Source organism: Streptomyces sp. NPDC003248 (assembly GCF_055563235.1).
The window spans coordinates 252,202-267,764 of sequence record NZ_JBVHDT010000011.1; the positions used below are offsets into that span (position 1 = coordinate 252,202).

Genomic DNA, 15,563 nt, shown 5'->3' on the forward strand with positions numbered 1-15,563 from the left:
CGGGGTTGGGGGCGGGGTGGTGGCGGGGTGGTGGCGAAGTGCTGCCAGCCCTGCCAAGTGGTGATCGGCCACTGCGGTTCGGTCTCGTGGACGTCGGGCCACGGGGCATCGGCGGCGGTGCGGGCAGGCTGGCCTGCCGGGCTGGGGGAGTGGCTGGCCGTGGTGTGCGGGCGGGTAGTCACCAGTTGAGGGCTTCCTGGGCGGGGTCGTAGAGGCCGAGTCCGGTGTACGGGACGGGGGCGCCGGTGTTGTCGTCGCCGGGTTCGTCCTCGCCGTCGGCCTGCTCCTGGCCGCCGTCCAGGTCGTCGAGGCTGTCGTCGTCCGAGCCGTCGGCCTGCTGCGGGTCCGGAGGGCGGGTGGCGGTCGGGGGCGGGGGTGTTTTCAGTGGTGCGGTGCGGGTGATCAGGCGCTGTTCGGCGGGTGTGGCGGTGCCGGTGTGGGCGCGGCGCATGAGCTGGTCGAGGGCGTCGGCGAGGTCGGCTTCGTGGGTGTCGCGGTCGCCGTGGCGGGCGGTGATGGTTTTGATGTGCTGCCAGGTTGCGCTGTTGAAGGGCTGGTGGATGTGGTCGCGGTGGATCCACGGGATCTCTGTCAGGTGTCCGTCGGGCAGGCGGATCCAGACCTGGCGGGCGTCGTGGGGGTTGGTGTGGACTTCCCATTTCCCGCCGCGCGCGGTGACGGGGGAGGGCTGGCCGCGGTAGGGGGCGAGGACATCGTGGTCGTAGGTGCGGTGGTCGACGCGGATGCCGCGTTCGGTGATGGCCTGCCAGCGCACCGGCAGCAGTTCGAGGTAGTCGCTGCCGCTCAAGGGGAGAGGCACGTAGCCGGCCACGGCGACCAGCGCGGCCCACATCTGGTTCGGGGTGAGCGCCTTTTTCGGGAGGGTGGGGTGGCGGAGGCCTTCGTGGGGGCGGTGATGGTAGTGGATCAGCCATTCGTCGAGCAGGTCCTGCAGCTGGGGGACGCTGAAGCAGGCCTCGGTTTCGGCGGCGGGTCCGCGGCGGGTGACGTCGGATCCGGTGTAGCCGGGCAGGTGCTGGCAGAGCAGGGCGTTGATGGTGCCGAAGGTGCGCTCGACGATGCCTTTGGCGGCGGGGGCGTGGGGCGGGGTGGGCTGGACGCTGATGCCGAGGGTTTCGCAGGCGGCGCTGAAGGCCGTGGACAGGTAGACCTTGCCCCGGTCCACGACGATCGTCTCGGGCACCACGACCGGCCGGGCGGCTGCGCCCTGAAGGCGTTCGTCCAGGCCCATCATCCGCTGTAGCTGGGGGAGTTGGGTGTGGGTGAGGCGCAGTGCGTCGGGCCAGGTGGGGCGGGCGGGGTGCGGGACGGCCATTTCGGCGAGTAGTAGGGCGGCGTCGACGGCCTTGGTGCCGGCGGGGCGCAGGACGGCGGCGAGGATGGCGCGGGTGGCGACGTCGACGGCGATGGTGAGTTCGGGCCGGCCGGTGGTGCCGTCGTCGAAGACGGCCAGGACGTCGAGGCGGGTGGTGTCGACCTGTACCTGTTCGCCCGGCCGCAGCGCCACGGTCGGGGTGAACGCCCGTCTGCCGGTGGGGGAGGGGAGGGTTCGGGCGGGGCGGTGGGGGTGTTCGGCGGGACCGGCGAGCTGGTGGACGAGCCGGTAGAAGGTGGCCTGGGAGGGTATCGGCACGGTGCCGCGCCCGTGCCGGTCGGTAAGGATCTGCGCGACCAGGGGCGTCAGGCCTTTGACGGTGCCCTTGGAACGGCCGCGCTGGCGGCGCAGCGCTTCCTCGATGGCGGCGATGACGCGTTCGTCGGTGCGCCCGGTAGGCACGGGCCGACGGGTGGTGCGGTGGTCGACCAGCCCCCACAGCCCCTGCTTGCGGTAGGCCAGGCGCATGCGCTGCACCGTGGTCCGGGAGACAGGTCCGAAGCCGATCGCGGTCAGCTCCGCCGCCTTGGCCTCCTCGCGCTGCGCGAGCGTGAACCGGTCGGGGTCGTACTCGGCCCGGGGCACCCCGCCGCTGTCCGTCCCGCCGGGCAGCCCGGACTCCACCTCGCGGATGTGCCGCTGCCAGGCCAGTGCCTTGCGCCGCGCGTCCTCGGGCGCAGTCTCGAACAGCCCCCACTGCGTCACGGCCTGGGGCATCTCGGCGCCCACGATGGCGAAGGACGGGTCCGCGAACAGATGCCCGGCCACGACCGTCTCGTCTTCGCCTGTCTCACCGGCGAGGTGGACCTGCTGCCCCGCCACAGCGATGACCTGCCAGGTGCTCTCACGGAAGCGGACGTGCGCTCCGACCTGCAGCACCGGCCGCCCGCCACGCCGCACGCTCACCACCCATCCCCGCTGCCCGGGCCGCCACGGCCGTTCACCCTGCAGGTGCCGGTGCTGACGAGGACCCGCTCGTTAAGCGGCGTCGCCAGGTCGGTCGTCAGGCTTCCGTGCCACAGGGCGTGGAAGACAGCGGGCATGACTTCGATCGGGTCGCCCACCGCTTCGGCGCCCTCGATCAGCGGCCGCGGCTGTGTGAACGCCTCACGGACGGCGGCCGAGAGAGAGGGACGGCCGGCGTTGCGGGGGTGGCGGTAGCCGGCCAGCCATTTCAGGTTCGCCGAAAGCGTCTTCTCCAGCGGCTCGAGGCGCCGGTAGCTCCAGCCGGCCTGCACGCACGCCGCCTCCAGGACCGTCGCAGCCCGCTGCGCCCGCTCGCCGCCGGCCTCCGGGTGGCTGGGGCAGTCGGCCAGCACAGCGGTGCCGTCGCGGTGGCGGGCGAAGAGCTGCGGCACCCACGAGCGCACCTGGCCACGCGCGTCCCGCCACAGCAGACGGACCGGCCGCCCGGCCAGGCCGACCACCTCAGGGTCGCGGTCCAGCACCATCAGCTGCGCCCGCATCCCAGCCGACCCGCAGGCCACATGCCGGCCGGTCGTGGCCGACCACCACTGGCCGGGCCCCCACCGCCGCCCCGGCACTACCGGGAACGCCGACACCGGCTCCAGCTCTTCGAAGGCCACCGCGAGGACCGCGTCCGCCCACCGCTGCTGCACCACCTGCCCGATGGGGTCGACGAAGACCGCCTCCCACTCGGATCCGGTGTCCGTCTGCATGTGCTGTGAGCGGCCACCTGCTGCGGCCGCTGCGTCCTTGCTGCCCACGCGCCCCAGTCAAGCCCGTCCCGCCTCGCTGGCGGGCGGCTTCACGGATTTTGATCACGAGTGCCGGGCGATGCGGTATGCCCTGCGGATCACGGTCCTTGCACACCCTGCCTGCCTCCTGGCACTTGCTCACCGCTCCTTTCCCGGCCGCCCGTTGCGGTGGGCCGCGAGTGCCTCGGCCAGGACATCGGCCGGCAGGCGGGCCCAGCGCGCCAGATCCTCCAGGGCCATCCCGGCCCCGAGGGCTGACGCTGCGGTCTCCTGTACGGCTTGCTCGATCAGTGTGGCGGCATGGCCGAGGTTGCCCAGCAACTGCTGTGTGGCGTCGGCGGTCTTGCCGTACTGGGCACCGCGCAGCTGGGTCAGCTGCTCTTCGGCGTCGTTGACCAGGCTGGTGATCCGTGCTCGCTGCTCGGCCGGCACCGCAGAGCGCCACGTGGTGCCCGAGCCGGGCGCGCTGCGTTCCTTGGACAGGACACGCAGCTGGGCGGCCATGGACGCGGTCTGGTGCTCCTGCCTCAGCCACCACGGATCGTTGCCGTAACCAGGAGGCCCGCCGGCGCCACGGCGCAGGCGGATGACGGCGCCCATCCACGAGGTCAGCGGGCCGCCGTAGTCGGTGGCGGCCAGCGGCCCCAGCCACCCCCCGCCCGACCCGCTCGCCCAGCCGGCGGCAGAACGCCCCGTCGGCGGGCAGCGGCCGCGGCCGCCCGGCCCCGCTGTCGGTCCATGCCAGCTCGGCCATGGCCGGGTCCAGCAGCGCGTCGGCCACGGCCACCACCTCGGGGAAGACGACCGCGTCCCGGCCCACGATCCGCCACCGCTCCAGCTCTGTCCCGGCGTTGCCGCCCGCGACCTGGTGCAGCCGCCGCGGCCAGAGCGCCTCGCGCTCCCAGTGCAGGGCCTGCTCCCACCACCGGGCCACCATCGCGTGCGCCAGAGCGAACACTCTCTCCGGTTCGACTCCGGCCCGTGCTGCCCGCCGCGCCACCTTGGCCCACCGCCGCTGCGCCGCAGCCACTTCCGGCACACCCCGCACGTCCAGATACTCAAGAGGCTGGTCGGCGTCCGCGTCCAGGAGCCACCGCCCGTGCCGGGCGCACACCCGCTCCCATCGCGGCGCGTACCGCACCACCCGCACGACCGCCCCTGTACGCCGGGCGGTGCACAGGCGGCAGCCGAAGGCGACCGGCCCGGCGACCGCGCCGCCGGTCCGCCACGCCGCCGCCGGTACCCCGTTTCTTCCGGCCGACAGCTTGGAGTCCTCCTGTCCCCAGGACGGCAACGCGCGCGCCAGGATGTCCTCCTCGACACCGCAGAGGTCTGCCAGGAGCTGCCGTCCGGCCGCGTTCAGCAGCACCTCGGCGTCGGCCCGCGCGCCCCCGCCGTCGTACCCCGGCGGGTAGTTGCGCCACTGCCAGCACGACCGCAACACCTTCGCTTCCATCCCGTAGTGGCTCGCGATGCGGCAGATCAGTGACGAGGTCGTCTCCCTCGGCAGGGGAGCGGTCCGCAGCAGGCCGGGGTGATGGGTCACTCCATTACGGTCTCGTGCTCGCCGTGCCGGGCGGGCGCTTTCGCAACGGATGCCCGGCGGATCAGGCAGAGCGGCGGTCGTGGTGCCGGTTCGTTCTCATAAACGTCCCGGCTCCGCCTCCTTCCCGGGGCCGTGCTCCCATTCGACGGAGCCTTTCCGGACTTCCCGCCCGACCGATTTCCCTGTCCGTCTGCTACCCCTGTGACCTGCGAAGACGATGCGACAGGCGGGGAAGCGGGGGAAGTTGGGAAAAAATCTTGGTCTCCGGCATCCGGATCCGGGCCCCCGGCGGCGTGTAAGGGGATGAAGGCCCTTGGGCCTTCATCAACGAGTTCGTCTCTACTGGGAGGCCTGGTCGATGACTTGGTCGTACTGGGTGGGAGCGGGCGGGGTTCCCCTGCTGTTCCTGCTGGTCTCCGTGATGCGCCGCACCCGCGGCATCACGGAGATGCTTGTGAAGGCGCATATCGAGACCCGTGTGGAGCGCGAGCAGCGCGCCACCATGGTCGCGATGGCGCAGGCCCTGCCCGACGGCGGCGCTGCCGCCCGTTTCGAGGAGGGCCGGCCTGCCTGGCTGTTCCGCAAGGACACGGCCGGCCCGGCGGGTCACCGGGCCATCACCACGCGGGAGGCCGCGTGAGTGAGGCCGCTCCGGGAGCGGACTTCGAGTCCTTCGTCCTTGAGACCATCGAGGCGTTCTCCCGACTGGCCCGGGCCCAGGCCGGCGATCTGCACAGCGCGGAAGATGCTGTGCAGGACGCCTACCTGAAGATGTACCGGCGATGGGATCAGCTCATCGCCGGCCACGGTTCGCTGACCGCCTACGGCCGCACCGTGGTGAAGCGGGCGGTCATCGACCAGTTCCGCCGCAACGAGCGGATGGTCCTGGTCCCGGTCCGTGAACTGCCCGAGACGGAATCTGGCATCGGCATCCCCGAGGCCGCCTACGAAATGATTAAGGAAGGTATCGACGAACTCGTCGCCAGCCTTCCTGAACGGCAGCGCGAGGTCATCACCCTGTGTGTTCTGCAGGACCTCAGCCCTGCCGTGGTTGCGCAGCGCCTCCAGATAAAGGAGGAGTCGGTGAAGCGCTACATCAAAGCCGCCGCCAACAGCCTGAAGAAGTCCATCAACGAGCACAGCGAGGAGGCCACCGCATGACATACCTGTCCGCTTGGACGCACCAGCCCGAGGAGCGGGGAGCCATCCGGCTCCTCGCCCTGTGGCTCCTGCTCGAAGGCTCTGAGCAGGCGTTTTCCAAGGGTTCTCGGATCGGCGAGGACTCTGTCCAGGCGGAGGGGGGCCAGCCTTCGGGCTGGCCCCCGGCCCCCGCCCCCTGCCTGGAAATCGTGGACGGAAACCATCGAATCGGCGCGGTCCGTGAACTACGCACTCTCCTGAAAAAGGAAATCGATGATTCCGCGACACCACAGGAAACACGACGCGTAGCAGAAATCCTTGAGTTCCTGGACAGGGATGATGTGGCGCGAAGCTGGTGGGAAAAAGCAGCACTCAAGGGTGACGAGGACGCGCGGGACTATCTTCATATCCTTGATGCCGAGAGGGAAGAAAACCTATCGGCATGCTGCGGACACGGGAAAGAACACGCTGAGGAGTCTTTCAGATCATTCGTGAGTGGCTTTGTGTGCCGGTCAGCCGGTACTCGCGTGGCTGCAGACAGGGTCGACTGGGCATTGGGGGAAGCCGGAGTCGACCTGTCTGAAGCAACACAAGCTCTCGTGTCTGAGATTGAGGACTTCCTGGCGCACCTGGACCACACCACTGGCGGGCCACGGTGCTGACACGACAGCGCGTCACGCGCCCACAGACGGGAGAGTCTTTGTAGACCAGCCTTCATGAGGCCTTCACGTGAGAAGGCCGGACGACTCGTTGAAGTGGCGGCCCATCCCCGCGCCCGCGGGGATGGGCCGCCACTGCATTACCCAAAGTTCCGTGAGTCGACTTACGGAGCCCCTCCGGCAACTCGCACTGCATACGGGGGACCACCACCCCCGGTCCCCGATTGATGCGACGTCAACTGGCGCTGGACGCCGTTTACACTCGCCGGCATCGAAGCGTGCTGGCCGTCTGCGCGAGTCTTGCCCACTCCGCTTCCACACTGCTGCCGGGCCGGGAGATCGCCCAGCAGCAAGCGCCGTCAAGCCGCGAGGACACAGGTGGGCTCTTGGCGAGTCGCCCCTGGTCCTGGTCGATGCCCAGCCATGCGAGATCAACACGCGTACGCCATCCGTACGTATTTGGTACGCGAAACATGCGCTTCACGCTAGGATCGGGGCTGGAGGTGCTGCATGTCCGAGCTGTTCGACGCGGTCGACGCACTCATCGCGTCCCGTTCCCCGTTGCCGCCGCCGGCGGAGCGCAGGCGGCTGCGCCAGGCGCACGGCCTGACGCTGGATGAGGTGGCTGCTGCCTTGCAGGTGCGGCGGGCGACGGTCAGCGGCTGGGAGGCCGGCAAGACCGAGCCGAGGCCGCCGGAGCGCGACGCATACGCTCGCATGCTCAAGCAGCTCGCACAGCTCTACCCCGCCGACCCCAATGCCGCGGCGGCCGCGACGGACACGGCGGTCCCCGAGACGCTTGCCGTCCCAATTGCTCCTGCGCCAACGAGAGCTGAACCGGCCAAAGCCCGCACCGAACACACAGACTCAATCCCGGAGCCTGCTTCCGAGAACACCGCACTCCGCCCCGCCGCTGTGCCGCATCCGGCGGCCACGACCAAGCCGACGTCGCACCGCCCGCCCGCGCGGAAGGCGGCCCAGGCCAACACCCCCGCAGGCGGCACTGATGCGCGGTTCGAGAACGGTCCGCTCGCCGTCGTCGAGGTCGACGAGGACGGCCAGGTGCTGGCGTACTGCACCGGCGCCCTGGTCCTGGACGTACCGGCGAAGTCGCTTCCGGCGCTGGTGGAGTGGGCGCTGCGCGAAGGGCGGTACGGTCAGCCCAAGCTGTCCGGGTCGGGCAAGGACGCCGACCCGTTGCTCGTGCTCACCGAGTCGGCGCTGGAGCGCTACGGACTGCCCGTCGCCCTTACGGACGAAGAGCGGCTCGCCGGACGGATCCCGGAGGGCCACAAGGTCATCAAGCAGCTGGCCCGCGCGGAGTGGAAGCTGACGAAACGCGGGTTCGGGCCGTGGGCGCGGATCTACCGTCCCGCGCAGGGTTCGGAGCGCGCCTGCGTGCAGCTGTGCATTCCGTCGTGGAACGCGCTGGACACCCGGCACTGGGGCGAGGCCGGGCAGCTGGCGCCGGCGGACCTCGCCCGTGTGCTGGGCGTGTACGCGTCCCGGGTGATGGCGCCGCGCGGCTCGACCGCCGTGACCGGCCTGGAGCTCATGACAGCGTTGCACCCGCCGACCCGCGCGTCCGAGCCCGACGCCGACGGCAAGCGGCACTCCGAGCACAACCCCGGCAGCCTGGGCAAGGACCCGGTGGACTGCGCGCCGTGCGAGGCCCCCGACGGACACCCGCTCCTCAAGGATCTGCCGCGCTTCCACACGCGAACCCCGGCGGAGAAGTTGTTCGAGGAGGCGTTCGACTGGGCGCGGCCGATGACGGATGCTGAGTGCACTCTGCGGCACCTGGTCGGCATCGACGTGAACATGGCTTTCGCCGCCGGCGCCAACGGCCTGGTCGTCGGCCTCGGCGCGCCGACACACATCAAGGCGCCGGTGTTCGACCCGAAGCTGCCTGGCTCCTGGCTGGTCGACCTCGCCCACGTCGACCTCTCCCGGGTAAAGGTCGCCAAGGACAAGTGGGCGGACCTGGACGCGAGTCTGCTGCCCAGCCCGTTCACGCCGAAGGGCGAGCGCCCCGAGGGCCCGGCCTGGTACGCGACCCCGACGGTGGCGTACGCGGTGGAGCTCGGCTACGACGTCCGCCCGATCGAGGCGTACGTGCGGTACGACAACGGCCGCTACCTGGACGGCTGGTACAATCGGCTGCGCGACGCCTACCTCGCCACGATGGCCGACCTCGGCGTGCACGCGGACATGCCGCCGGCCGACTTCCTCGCGGCGATGGACGGCTACCGGCAGCGTGACCCTCAGCTGGCGATCGTGGTGTCCGCGATCAAGGCGACCGTGAAGGGCGGCATCGGCAAGCTGCGCGAACGCCCGCGCGGCGAGGGCTGGAAGCCCGGGCAGCCGTGGCGGGCCCTCGCCCGGCCCACCTGGCGCCCGGACATCCGCGCGGCCGTCATCTCCCGCACGCGGATCAACATGCACCGCAAGATCGTCAAGCACGCCGCCTTCACCGGGCAGTACCCGGTCGCGATCCTGTCGGACTGCGCCGTCTACGCCTCCGACGGGCCCTCCCCGCTGGACTTCCTGCCCTACCGGGACGGCAAGCCGCTGCCGGGCGGCTTCAAGCTCGGCGTGAACCCGGGCCTGGTGAAGTGGGAGGGCACCCAGAGCGTGCTGTGGGGTGAGGGCGTGCGCGAGCAGTTCGACGCTCCCGAGCTCAACCTCGCCCGGTACATCAAGGACGGCACCGTCACCGACCAGGACACCGGGGAGTAGGTAGAGCGCGATGAGCCTGTTCGGCGACGGCCTGGACGCCGCGGTGCACAAGGCGTTCACCCGCCCGGCGCCCAAGAGCGCGCCCGCGCAGATGCGGTACCTGGTCAAGCAGCTCAAGAGCACCAAGGCGGTCGCCCAGATGCTGCGCATCTCCCAGCGCACCGTCGAACGGTACGTCAAAGGCCAGATTAAAAGGCCCCGTCCGGACCTCGCCGCCCGCCTGGAGGCTGAGGTGAAGAAGCGATGGCAGCCGCAGATCCGGGCCAAGGCGCGACAGAAGGCGGCGACCATCGGCGGCATCGTCATCGACACCCGCGCCCGGATTGGCTACACCGCGCCGATCGGCTCGACGGACGAAGACCGGCTCCGTCACCTCACCGTCGCGCTGCCGCCGCAGTACGCCGCCCGCCTGTTCGAAGCCCAGGAAGCCGGCGCAACGGAGCAACAGCTCAAGGAGATCGCGGCCGAAGCCCTCAAGGAGGTGTACTTCCAGGACAACGGCCGCCGTGCCGGCCAACTGGAGGAAGTGCGCTTCACCGACATCGAGCACCTCGAGTTCGACCTGTAGATCCCGAACAGCGCGTCCCGGCAGTCACAAGGCTCCGCCGGGACCGGGCAACGGCGGTCTACCTCTTGCCCGCCGTTTTGAAGCGGAATCCGAAGAGGCCGCCGGTTTCGTGTTCGTCGGTGAGGCGGGGGCTGCGGATGTATGGCTCGGGATCGAAGCCGCGTTGGGAGGCCATGCCGAGGCTGTCGGTGTTGATCGTGACGATGTACTGCAGGTTCTCTTCCTCGGTGACTTCGGCGGCGAGTTTCAGGGCAGCGGCGACTTGCCGGTCGTCGACACCGTCGTAGAGGTGGCTGTCATGGATGAGGAAGTCGGGGCCACGGCCGTGGCGGTGTGCCAGGACCGCAAGGGTCAGGTCGAAGCAGAAGATGACCATGTTGCTGATGCCACGGCTGCCGTCACTGTCGATGCGCGGAGTGATGGTCAGGCTGTTGCGGCCGGCCTCGATGGCGAGATAGGCCTCGCGCCCTTCCCCATAGAGGCGCTGGGCGTAGTGAGAGAACAGCAGGATGGCTTCGTCGGTCTGTCGGCGGCGCTCCTGGAGGTCGGTGTCGACTGCCTGCTGCAGTTCCACGCTTTTCGCGGTGATCTGCCGGGCGCTCGCTTCGAGGGTCTGCGCGGCTTCGAAACGGTGACGCAGCGCCTGGAGTGCGGCCTCATCGCGTCCAAGGGCCGTCTGTAGGGCTGTCAGAGCCTCCAGGGCGCCTCCCTCGGCAAGATCTCGAAGGAGGCGGGCTTGGTCCTCGCCCAAGCGTGCTCGCTCCAAGCGGCGTGACTGGAGCCGTTCGGTGAGTTCGGCGATCTCTTCTTCCAGGAAACGCCGACGGTTGCGGACCACTGAGTGGTGGAACGTCCTCACATCTTCGAACCGTCGGCGGACCTGATCGTTGAGGACGACGCCGAGCTCGCGGTAGACCGGCTCGAGGTAGTCGACCTCGACGTCGGTGGTCTCGGTGACGGCTGCCTGGAGCTCTTCGAGGTTGTGCTGGTCGATCACATCTTCCTGCGCCAGTTGCTTGATGCGCCGGCTGACCTGGTCCGCTCTGTCCTTGAGCCGCTCGTACTCGGGGACAACCTGAAAGGCTGCAACCTGTGCACGGAGCCGTTCCACCTGCGCCTCGGCCAGCGTGATCTGGCCCCTGAGGTCTGCGGTAGACCCCACGATGCGCCCCCACACGGGGTCATCGACCGCTTTCTTCAGCTGGGCACGCGTCGCCTTGCGGGCGGCCAGTTGTCTGTACTCGTCGACGAGCTGCCAGTCCAGGCCCAGAAGGTAGGCGAGGTTGGAGGCGGCTTCCGGGGCGAACTGTCGGGAGAAGGTACGGGTCGGCTCGTTGAAGCCGTGCGACGAAATGCGCCGGGCGAGGAAGGAGAGCAGTACCCGTCCGCTGACGCCCGGGTGGTCACCGCGCAGATCGAAGAGATCCCGCTCGATCAGCTGTGTCCACCGCTCCACGGGCAGCTCCACAGCACCTGCGCGGGGAAACATGGCACCGTCGTCTGTCCCGGTCACGTCCTCGTTGAGCGTCACGAATCCGGCACGCTGTCCGCTGCGGCGGACACCAAGCGGAATCATAGACGGCTGCCTCGCCGAGACAGGACTGACCATCAACCCCTGAACCCGGACGGCGACATCACGAGTTCAAGTTCAGCAGGCGCGATGCCCTTCGTAGGGGTGATCACGTAGATATCCCGATCCCGGGCTGCCAGCCAGTGGGAGGCGCTTCGAAAATGTCGCACCGTCCGAAGAAATGCGCGAGTACGACGAGGGCTGCGCGCAACACCTTAGGTCGCGGCTGTGCGTTGCCCAGCACGTACATCTGGAGCTGCCACAGCACGTCTTCAGGATCGGCCCAGTGCCTGCGAACCTGCTCGTAGTACACGCGGAAGCCCTGCGCGACCTCATCGTGTTCCAGCTCCCGCATATTGCCCGCGTAGAACGCGTCCACGAGGTGGGCCTGCCGCATCCCACGGAGCAGGTCCTCGCGTACTTCGCCTTCGAGCCGGTTGAAGTCCAGTTTCTCGATGCGCACGTCTGGCAGAGGCATGAGCGGGTCAGAGGAAGTCCGGAGTTCCTGAAGCTGTTTCAGGAGCGGTTCGAGATCGTCCATCCCGATTCCGAAGGTCATCTCCTTGATCGGGATCTCGCACCGGAGGACGTCTTCCGCCGTCACCTGGTCCAGTTGCATGCACTCGTGCCACAAGCGCCGGCTGCCCATCTGCTCAAACAGCAGGGCCGGCGTGCTGGTGGCCGCCTCGGACAGCATTGCTGTCACTTCGGGGTGAACGCCGCGTCGGTCGTTGTGCACGAACACGAACGTGTCGAACTGCCCACTGCGTTTGGCGAGCGCGCCGGCCAGGTCGCCGTTGAACTTCTCGCGGATTTTGCTCGGCTTCACCGTCTGCGGGGCGTAGCAGGCATACAGCTTGCGGGAGTGCAAGGTGAGACCGTCTGCCGACATATCGCCCAGGCTGCCCGCGGTGCGCACGTCCAGGAAGTCTGGGTACCTCGAGCACATGAGCCGGTGGAAGAAGTCTTCGAACTCGTTCTCGTACAACTCCGCCATGAGCTCAAGGAACTTAACCCGTGCATAGGCACGCTGCTCGTACCGCATATACCCCCCTCACCTACAAGGAGGAAAGAGTAGCTCTAAGTGATCACTCTCGGAAGTCCTGCCGTCACGCTCCAGACAGGGTGCCTTGCCCACTTGGGACCTCAGGGCGGATATCGATGGTGCTCAGCAGCGCCTGTTGGTGGGGGTGCAGTTGGGGCCAGAGGGTGGTCTGTTTGCGGGCCCAGCGCTGGAGTTCGGGCGGGAGGGGCTGGCCTGTGGTGTGGAGGGTGCGGTGCTGGTGGTACTTGCGTTGCCAGGCGAAGGGCCAGGACGGGTTCCACCAGGGGTCGAGGAGGGTGAGTTCTTGCAGGGTGCGGGCGGACAGGAGGCCTGCGCGGGCTTTGCGTCGCTGCTGGATGAGCCAATGCCCCAGGGCGAAGCCGTGGTGCTGGGTCTGTTTGAACACGGCGAGGTGCCCGTGGGCGGCGGCGTAGGAGCGGGCGTGGGGGAGGCCGTCGCCCGGTGGGTAGCTGCGTGTCGTCGTGGGAGTCAGCACGGATTCGGTGGCGGGCGCGGCGCCGATGCCGGCCAGGAGTTCTTGCTGGGTGGGGTGGAGGCTGTCCCATAGCCGTGTCTGGGTGGTGATCCAGCGGCGCTGCGTCGTGGTCAGGTTGCCGCTGGTCGTGGCAGCGCGTGCCCGATGGTAGGTGCGCTGCCATGCGAGGGGCCAAGGCGGGTTCCAGTGCGGGTCGAGGGCGTTCAGCGCGGCGATCCGGGCGGGGTCGGTGCGCCCGTCAGCGACGCGGTGTCGCTGGCGTAGGAGCCAGCTGCCCAGGGGGTAGTCGTTGTGGCGGGTCTGTTCGGCCACGGCCAGGTGCCCGTGTTCGGCTGCATAGCTACGTGCGTGGGCGAGCCCTGTGTCCACGGGGGCGGGGCTTCGGCCGGCTTCGGTCACGGTGCGGGCGACGGCAGGGTTGATGCCGATGTCCGCGAGGAGGTCCTGCTGCTCGGGCTGCAGTACGTCGTGCCGGGCACACTGACGGCGCAGCCACACTGTCACCTCGTCCTCGTCCCCGCCGCGATGAGGGCCGGGCACCTTCAACCGTCCCCTCTGCCATCGCTTACGGGCCTGCTGGTAGCGCCGCTGCCAGGAGTAGGGCCAGGGCGGGGTTCCACCAGGGATCGAGTTCGGCCAGCAGCCGGCCCCGCGGTCATGCGCCTCCGGTGGTTTGAGTGTGCCGGCGGTCCTGGCGGCGCTGCTCCACGAGCCAACGGCCCAGGGCAAACCCGTCGTGCACGTAGCCGAGGGCACTGCCAGGTGCCCGTGTGCCGCGGCGAAGGAACGAGCGCTGGTCATGCCGTCCAAGGCCCACAGACCGGCAGTAGCAGCCTGCCCGTTCTCGGTCTCGACCTCGGGTGCCCCTGCCCTGCCCTGCACTTTCGCGGCTTCCTCGGCTGTGATGCCGATGTCGGCCAGCAGACGCTGCTGATCGGGGTCCAGCCGCCGATATACGGCGCACTGCCGCGACAGCCACAAGGCGAGATCTGCTTCGGCCCCGGGAAATCCGTCCCTCACATCGAGCCCGCCTCCGCTCTCCGCCAGCCGCCGCGCCTGTGCGTAGGAGCGCTGCCAGGCTGGCCCCCAGGGCGGGTTCCACCGGGGATCGATGGCGTCGAGTGCGCGGGAGCGCTCCGTGGGCTCCGGGCTCTGGCGCGCTCTGCGACGCTGGCGTGCGAGCCACGGCCCCAGCGGATACCCCTGGTACAGCGTGTCTTTGTCCGCGGCGGCCAGGCAACCGTGTTCGGCGGCGTAGGACCTGGCGTGCGCCAGCCCCGTCTCGAAGCTGGCCTGGATGGGGATCCGCCGCGGCAGAGCGGTGCGGGCCGCCTCGGCCGTGATGCCGATGTCCGCCAGCAGACGCTGCTGTTCAGGATTATGTCGTCTCAGTTGTATTGCAGCCTGATGGCCTTCTAGCAGGTCTCTGACCTGCAACGCTGCAAAAGAATGAGAATGCGATCAGATGGGATCTGACCGGCTAAACAGTGCTCTGATCTGCAAGGCTGCATGGATTGATACAAGCCTGCAATCCCATTGAGAGGGCTATAAGTAGGGCAGTGAGTCGGATGTGCTGTGATCATATCTGGCGGGCCCCTGGGCGGGAGGCGCCAAGGTTCCTCTTCGTTTCGGTAGTTGACTGTGCCGAGCCCGGGTCGACGCCGCTGGGTCCGTTGGGTCTGCGGGCCAGCCCGTGGCCGGGGGGAAACCAGGGTGATGCGGCGCCTCGCCCGGCAGAATCGGACCGGCGCTGCGGGGATGGCAGCGCTGCTGACCGTGGGGGAGATCCGGCGTCGATCCTGGAGAGTCAGACGGGCGCTGGAGTGGGTTCGGGAGAACGTCACCTGGGACAACCCCGGATCGAGGAAGCCAGCCAGCCAGTGCAACCAGACCGAGCGGTGGTGGCGAATCCAGGACGCCCTGTACAGCCAGACCTGCGGCGCCCTGCACAACGACGCGGTCACCAAGGACTTCAAGCACGACCGGCCCCAGGCGGAGACACTGCTGGCGATGACCTCCGCACTGCTGCGGAACGTGCCCGGAACCAGCGCGTGACGGGCGGCCCGCGCCCGCCCCGCGACCGAAACGAGGACCGCATGGCAATCGAGCACAACGGCATTGCAGGCCCCTACTTCGAGTATGACGGACTGCCCGCCCTGCACGCGGTGGACAAGGATCTGCCGCTGCTCCACCCGTACGCCCCGGTGACACCGGGCCGCTACGTCACGCCCGGCGGCGGCCGCCTCACCATCCGCCCGGCCGAGATGCGCGCCCACATCCGGATCACGCTGGATCACCTGGGCTGTCCAGCCCAGCTCACCGACGAGAAGAATGCCGCCTTCAAACGGCTCGCCCTGGCCGCCGAGGGCTACTGCGTGCAGTCCGGGTGCCGACACCGCGCCGCGTATGCGGAGGGGGTGTTCCGCATCTTCGAGGTGCGCAACGGGAGCATCGCGCTCGCCGCGTTCGTGCGCGCCGCGCTCGCGGTCGAGCTGGGGGACTTCGCTCCAGCAGACCGGCTCGTGCAGGAGGTCGAAGCACTGGCGGGGCCTGTCCGCCGGGAGGGCGAGGGGGACCGGGCCAGCGGCGGCTAGACGCCCCATGTCCGTCTGCCGCAGCGATATGGGCGAGCCCCTGGAAGCGGGTCGGTGCGGCGCCACGGGGGGAGCGCCGCACCTGCGACCAG

Annotated in this window: 13 protein-coding genes; 7 read left to right on the top strand and 6 right to left on the bottom strand. The window is 69.3% G+C overall.

From position 1 onward, the window contains the following. Positions 1-178: 178 nt before the first annotated feature. The 3 genes from ACZ3KJ_RS25265 to ACZ3KJ_RS25275 form a co-directional block, all read right to left on the bottom strand. Positions 179-2,302, bottom strand: a complete 2,124-nt coding sequence (locus tag ACZ3KJ_RS25265; protein WP_467530241.1) for a Mu transposase C-terminal domain-containing protein — start codon at positions 2,300-2,302, stop codon at positions 179-181. Next, positions 2,299-3,123 (bottom strand): TnsA-like heteromeric transposase endonuclease subunit, encoded by an 825-nt coding sequence (locus ACZ3KJ_RS25270; RefSeq protein WP_467530243.1) that lies wholly within the window; start codon positions 3,121-3,123, stop codon positions 2,299-2,301. The genes ACZ3KJ_RS25265 and ACZ3KJ_RS25270 overlap by 4 nt, the downstream gene beginning before the upstream one ends. A 129-nt stretch (positions 3,124-3,252) precedes the next feature. Next, positions 3,253-3,618, bottom strand: coding sequence for a hypothetical protein (locus ACZ3KJ_RS25275; protein ID WP_467530244.1), 366 nt, complete (start codon positions 3,616-3,618; stop codon positions 3,253-3,255). A gap of 1,400 nt (positions 3,619-5,018) precedes the next feature. On the opposite strand from ACZ3KJ_RS25275, the gene ACZ3KJ_RS25280 reads away from it, so the two are divergent. The 5 genes from ACZ3KJ_RS25280 (at position 5,019) to tpg (ending at position 9,766) form a co-directional block, all read left to right on the top strand. Next, positions 5,019-5,300: a hypothetical protein gene (locus ACZ3KJ_RS25280; RefSeq protein WP_376538790.1), complete on the top strand. Its 282-nt coding sequence runs from the start codon at positions 5,019-5,021 to the stop codon at positions 5,298-5,300. Next, complete coding sequence (locus tag ACZ3KJ_RS25285; RefSeq protein WP_467530246.1) at positions 5,297-5,821, top strand: RNA polymerase sigma factor; 525 nt, start codon at positions 5,297-5,299, stop codon at positions 5,819-5,821. The genes ACZ3KJ_RS25280 and ACZ3KJ_RS25285 overlap by 4 nt, the downstream gene beginning before the upstream one ends. Then, on the top strand, positions 5,818-6,462 hold the full coding sequence (locus tag ACZ3KJ_RS25290; protein ID WP_467530247.1) for a hypothetical protein: 645 nt from the start codon (positions 5,818-5,820) through the stop codon (positions 6,460-6,462). The genes ACZ3KJ_RS25285 and ACZ3KJ_RS25290 overlap by 4 nt, the downstream gene beginning before the upstream one ends. A gap of 507 nt (positions 6,463-6,969) precedes the next feature. Next, the gene (gene tap, locus ACZ3KJ_RS25295) at positions 6,970-9,198 is read left to right on the top strand and encodes a telomere-associated protein Tap (protein WP_467530249.1); all 2,229 of its coding nucleotides are present in this window, start codon (positions 6,970-6,972) and stop codon (positions 9,196-9,198) included. Between the two features lie 10 nt (positions 9,199-9,208). Continuing rightward, the gene (gene tpg, locus ACZ3KJ_RS25300) at positions 9,209-9,766 is read left to right on the top strand and encodes a telomere-protecting terminal protein Tpg (protein ID WP_467530251.1); all 558 of its coding nucleotides are present in this window, start codon (positions 9,209-9,211) and stop codon (positions 9,764-9,766) included. 58 nt (positions 9,767-9,824) lie between these two features. On the opposite strand, the gene ACZ3KJ_RS25305 is transcribed toward tpg, so the two are convergent. The 3 genes from ACZ3KJ_RS25305 to ACZ3KJ_RS25315 all read right to left on the bottom strand — a co-directional run bounded on the left by ACZ3KJ_RS25305 (position 9,825) and on the right by ACZ3KJ_RS25315 (position 14,314). After that, positions 9,825-11,297 (bottom strand): ABC-three component system protein, encoded by a 1,473-nt coding sequence (locus tag ACZ3KJ_RS25305; RefSeq protein ID WP_467530252.1) that lies wholly within the window; start codon positions 11,295-11,297, stop codon positions 9,825-9,827. Between the two features lie 148 nt (positions 11,298-11,445). Next, positions 11,446-12,333, bottom strand: a complete 888-nt coding sequence (locus ACZ3KJ_RS25310) for an ABC-three component system protein (RefSeq protein ID WP_467530254.1) — start codon at positions 12,331-12,333, stop codon at positions 11,446-11,448. 112 nt (positions 12,334-12,445) lie between these two features. Next, a complete protein-coding gene (locus ACZ3KJ_RS25315; protein ID WP_467530256.1) occupies positions 12,446-14,314 on the bottom strand; it encodes a helicase associated domain-containing protein in 1,869 nt (622 codons plus the stop codon). A 321-nt stretch (positions 14,315-14,635) separates the two neighbouring features. Here ACZ3KJ_RS25315 and ACZ3KJ_RS25320 point away from each other — a divergent pair, with 321 nt between their 5' ends. Together ACZ3KJ_RS25320 and ACZ3KJ_RS25325 are read left to right on the top strand one after the other, a co-directional pair. Next, the gene (locus tag ACZ3KJ_RS25320; protein WP_467530257.1) at positions 14,636-14,932 is read left to right on the top strand and encodes a hypothetical protein; all 297 of its coding nucleotides are present in this window, start codon (positions 14,636-14,638) and stop codon (positions 14,930-14,932) included. 41 nt (positions 14,933-14,973) lie between these two features. Then, positions 14,974-15,471, top strand: coding sequence for a DUF6420 family protein (locus ACZ3KJ_RS25325; RefSeq protein WP_193467148.1), 498 nt, complete (start codon positions 14,974-14,976; stop codon positions 15,469-15,471). The last annotated feature ends 92 nt before the right edge of the window (positions 15,472-15,563 follow it).

Coding starts and splice junctions, on each gene's coding strand:
- ACZ3KJ_RS25275 (WP_467530244.1), bottom strand. CDS start 3,618: ATGGCCGCCCAGCTGCGTGTCCTGTCCAAGGAACGCAGCGCGCCCGGC.
- ACZ3KJ_RS25280 (WP_376538790.1), top strand. CDS start 5,019: ATGACTTGGTCGTACTGGGTGGGAGCGGGCGGGGTTCCCCTGCTGTTC.
- ACZ3KJ_RS25290 (WP_467530247.1), top strand. CDS start 5,818: ATGACATACCTGTCCGCTTGGACGCACCAGCCCGAGGAGCGGGGAGCC.
- tap (WP_467530249.1), top strand. CDS start 6,970: ATGTCCGAGCTGTTCGACGCGGTCGACGCACTCATCGCGTCCCGTTCC.
- tpg (WP_467530251.1), top strand. CDS start 9,209: ATGAGCCTGTTCGGCGACGGCCTGGACGCCGCGGTGCACAAGGCGTTC.
- ACZ3KJ_RS25310 (WP_467530254.1), bottom strand. CDS start 12,333: ATGGCGGAGTTGTACGAGAACGAGTTCGAAGACTTCTTCCACCGGCTC.
- ACZ3KJ_RS25320 (WP_467530257.1), top strand. CDS start 14,636: ATGGCAGCGCTGCTGACCGTGGGGGAGATCCGGCGTCGATCCTGGAGA.
- ACZ3KJ_RS25325 (WP_193467148.1), top strand. CDS start 14,974: ATGGCAATCGAGCACAACGGCATTGCAGGCCCCTACTTCGAGTATGAC.